The 3,230-nt window shown below is 59.9% G+C and carries 2 protein-coding genes; one reads left to right on the top strand and one right to left on the bottom strand.

Translation table 11 applies throughout. The features are described from left to right. Positions 1-91: 91 nt before the first annotated feature. Positions 92-2,530, bottom strand: a complete 2,439-nt coding sequence (locus AC1DRJ_RS22365; RefSeq protein ID WP_477804056.1) for a Lon protease family protein — start codon at positions 2,528-2,530, stop codon at positions 92-94. Between the two features lie 279 nt (positions 2,531-2,809). Between AC1DRJ_RS22365 and AC1DRJ_RS22360 the strand changes: the two genes are divergently transcribed. Next, positions 2,810-3,230 (top strand): DUF3015 domain-containing protein (locus AC1DRJ_RS22360; RefSeq protein ID WP_477804055.1); only part of this gene is annotated, 421 nt, incomplete at its 3' end.

Here is a 3,230-nt window from a genome sequence, read left to right as displayed (position 1 = left end):
GGTCAGCCAACATTCCTGTTGAATGAAAAACCGCATTCGCGAGCAAGCCCGCTCCCACAGTGGTTCGGTGTGAACCTCAGGTTGTTTTGCGTCAGGCTGGCTTTGTTTCTGCCAACGCCTCTTGCGCCATCTCTTTTTCCGCTTCCTTGAGGTCTTCCTCGCTGATCATTTCCGCGATCACTCGCAGTCGCTCAMCCACCCGCGCATTGACGCTGCCTTCCGGGAACTCGCCATTTTCATCCGGAGCACCGGCAGGCTCACCGACCAACAGGCTCAAGGCCTCGTCCGCCTGACGCACTGCGTAAACATGGAACTGCCCCGCACGCACCGCGGCCAGCACCTTCTCGTCGAGCATCAACGTTGCAACGTTCGCGTGTGGAATGATCGCCCCTTGTTGACCAGTCAGACCGCGCGCTTCGCAGAGTCGGAAGAAGCCTTCGATCTTCTCGTTGACCCCGCCTACCGCCTGCACTTCACCGAACTGGTTAATCGAGCCGGTGATCGCAAAACACTGCTTGAGCGGTGTTTTCGACAAGGCCGAAATCAGCGTACAGGCCTCGCCCAGCGATGCACTGTCGCCATCGACATACCCGTAGGACTGCTCCAGGGCGATGCTCGCGGAAATGGCCAGCGGGAACTCCTGGGCGTAACGACTGCCCAGATACCCCGTGAGGATCATCACGCCTTTTGAGTGAATCGGCTGCCCGAGGTTGACCTCACGCTCGATGTCGACAATGCCACTGCCGCCCGGATACACCGTCGCGGAAATACGTGCCGGCACACCGAAGGCCGAGTCGCCGACTTCCAGTACCGTCAGCCCGTTGCACTTGCCGACTGCGGCGCCATCGGTATCGATCAGGATAATCCCGGCCAGCATGTCATCGAGGATCCGCGCCGAGACGCGCCCGGTACGGGTGGCCTTGGCCTTGAGCGCACGCTCGATGTGCCCGGCGTCGGTCATCTCGTCGCCGGCCAGATGGCGAATGAAATCCGCCTCGCTGACCAGCTGGAACAAGTCACCGATTCGCGCCGACAAACGCCCCTGGTGCTCGGCCAGGCGCGCACTATAGGTGGCCAGACGCGCTACGGCATCCGCCGTCAACGGGGCCATGCCTTCTTCGGAGGTGCGGGTTTTGAGCAACTGGGCGAACTGCTCCAGGCTCTCGTCGACCATCGGGATGTCTTCGTCGAAGTCCACCAGGACGCGGAACATTTCCTGGAAGTCCGGATCGAGGTCTTGCAGCGTGTAATACAGCTGACGGGCACCGATGATGACGACTTTGACCGCCAACGGAATGTGTTGCGGTGTCAGGGTCACGGTGGCCAGACGGCCCAACTCACCGAGCGGCGATTCCATTTTCAGCTTGCGCGATTGCAGGGCGCGCTTGAGCGCATCCCAGACGAACGGCTCACTGAGCATTTTTTCCGCTTCAAGGATCAGAAAACCGCCGTTGGCCCGGTGCAACGCACCCGGTCGCAGTTGCCGATAGGTCGTGTACAGCGCGCCCTGATCGGTGCTGTATTCAATGCGGCCAAACAGGTTTTCATAAGTCGGGTGCGGCTCGAACACCACCGGCGCACCGCCGCTGGCCGAATGCCCGACCACCAGGCTCGGCGCGTATTGCTCTTCCAGCAGCTTGCGGGCAATGGCGTCAGTCTTGCTGTCGTCCACCAGTTGCTCGACAACCGTTTTCAGCAGGTAAACCTGCATCGCTTGCAGGTAACCGCACACGGCGGCGTTCTCGGCGTATTTCTCGGACAAGGGGGACAGCAACGGCTGCAACGCCAACGTGATGGTTTCTTCGTTGAGGTGGCGCAGCTGATTGCTCGACTCACGCTTCCATTGCGGCAGGCTGGCGAGCTCTTCGTTCAGACGCTCTTCCAGACCGGAGATGTCCTCGTGAAAACGTTCGCGATCGGCTTCCGGCAGCTGGGCGAATTCCGCCTCATCCAGTGCTTTGCCTTCGCTCATCGGGGTAAACGCGATGTTGCTGGCGTCGCGGTACAGGGCGACTTCTTTTTCCAGGGCCAGACGCTCGATGATGTCCAGCGCCTTGTCGTAGCGCTGATTGAAGGCGCGGTCGATAGCGCTTTTCTTCTGCTGGTAGGACGGGTGTTCAAACACCGCCGGAAAGGTCGCCAGCAGGTTGTCGATTAAAGCATTGATGTCGCCGATAAACGCGCCCGCGGTGCCTGACGGCAATTCCAGGGCGCGAGGCTCGCGCGGTTCATCGAAGTTGTTGACATAGACCCAGTCCGCCGGGGTCTGCAGGCGCTTGCCTTCGGCCTTCAGGTAACGTTTGACGAACGAGAACCGGCCGGTGCCGGGCTCACCCATGACAAAGACGTTGTAACCGGGGCGTGGCATGGCCACACCGAACTGCAAGGCTTCGACCGCACGTTCCTGGCCAAGCACACCGCGGAAGGGCTCCAGATCATTGGTGGTAGAGAAGCTGAACTGTTCAGCGGAAAACGGACGGGTCAGCGCTTCAGGCGCTAGACGCAAGCTGGCAGCAACAGGATCAGGCATCGGGCTTCCTTACATCAGGCGGGGCAGATAGCGGCATTCTGGCGCTGCCCACACCTCACTTGCAAGGCGCGCCTCAAGCCAAAGCATAGACAATCGGGTATCTCCAGGCAGTCCGGGGCTAAATCAATGATTTCAGCGGATGTTTTGCAAAAAATCACGGAACCCGGGGATCGTGCCTAAACTCCAAATTGCGCGGCTGGACCAATAACCGGCCTAACTGGCGCCAAAATGGCTCCAGTCTCCCTTGTCCATCGGTATGCACTCAAAGAGAACAAAGCTATGAAACGGATTCTTCTTGGTACTCTCTTCACCGTTGTATCCCTCAACGCCATGGCGCAAGCCCCAGGCGGCCCGGATTGCGGTTGGGGCAACATGCTGTTCGAAGGTCAGCGTGGCACCCCGGCTCACTTCATGGCCTCCATCACCAACGGCACGTCCGGTAACGCGACCTTCGGCATGACCTCCGGCACCAACGGGTGCGCCACGAATTCGTCGCTGACTTACGGCGGCAAATCCTGGTTTGCCATGAATGGCATGATGAACGAGCTGTCCGAAGACATGGCTAAAGGTCAGGGCGAAGCGCTGACCACTTACGCCGTGGTCCTGGGCGTGGCGCCGGAAGACCGTGCGCATTTCGCTGCCGTGACTCACGAGCATTTCCAGCAAATCTTCAGCAAGGCGGACGTGACCGCTGAAGACG

The organism is Pseudomonas sp. P5_B2 (assembly GCF_056400445.1).
This window is presented reverse-complemented; position numbering and strand designations above follow the sequence as displayed.